At 66.9% G+C, this 1,057-nt stretch carries 2 protein-coding genes; both read left to right on the plus strand.

The window, feature by feature from the left end; genetic code table 11:
* Positions 1 to 190: hypothetical protein (locus AC5LSR_RS22395; protein WP_493468956.1), on the plus strand; the 190-nt coding region annotated here is incomplete at its 5' end.
* A gap of 26 nt (positions 191 to 216) precedes the next feature.
* Entirely contained in the window at positions 217 to 912 is a 696-nt protein-coding gene (locus tag AC5LSR_RS22400; RefSeq protein ID WP_250291514.1) for an NAD(P)-dependent oxidoreductase, read from the plus strand.
* Positions 913 to 1,057 lie beyond the last annotated feature (145 nt).

Here is a 1,057-nt window from a genome sequence, read left to right on the forward strand (position 1 = left end):
GGCGTTCACCACGACGATTCGTAAAACGCAGGGCCTGCGTGGGGGCGCGGAATTCCTCCCGTGGCTGCTCGACGGCGCATCCGAGGGAACACAGGCCAACGTTCTCGGGATGCTGCCGCCACCCGTCAGGTTCCTCTACCACTGGATATGGGCGCCCAAATATTACCGCACGGTGGGCACCATCACATGAACGGATCATTCAGAAGGAGCGTAGCCATGAGGATCGTCGTTTTCGGCGCCAACGGGCCGACCGGCCGGCTGCTGACCGGACAGGCGCTGGCCGCCGGTCATCACGTCGCCGCGGTGACCAGGCGGCCGGCGGAATTCCCGGTCACGCATGAACGGCTCGACGTCGTGGAAGCCGACGCGTACGACGCGCGGGCCGTCGACCGAGCCGTCGAAGGCGCCGACGTCGTGCTGTCGACGCTCGGTGTGCCGTTCACCCGCAAGCCGGTCACCATCTACAGCGACGGCATCCGTAACATCACCGCCGCGATGGTGCGGCACGGGGTCAAGCGAGTGGCCGTGGTGAGCTCGAGCGCCGCCGAGCCGCACCATCACGCGGACGGCGGTTTCCTGCTGAACCGGGTTCTCCAGCCGTTGATCACAGCGACGATCGGAAAGACGACCTACGCCGACATGCGCCGCATGGAGGAATTCCTGCGCGGCAGCGGCCTCGACTGGACGGTCATGCGCCCCTCGGGCCTTTTCGACGCGCCCGGTGTGACGGACTACGAGCTTCACGAGGACCAGGCGCCGGGCGTCTTCACCAGCCGCACCGACCTTGCCGCGAGCCTGCTCGAACAGGCGGCCGATACCCGGTTCGTGCGCAAGGCCGCCGCGGTGACAACCTCCGAAGGCGCCCCCACGCTGTTCCAGCTGCTGCGCCGGGAGGCATTCAAACGGGACTGACATCCGGTGTGAACGATGCCCCGCCCAGGGCATCGTTCACACCTTCTGGAATCGGGAGCGACCGGGCTTATCCGAACGGCGTCACCGCACCGGAGGGGCCTGTGCCGCTCACTGATGAGAGCTTGCGCTCCAGTAATGGGTCGTG

It is taken from the genome of Protofrankia sp. CiP1_Cm_nod4 (assembly GCF_982290645.1).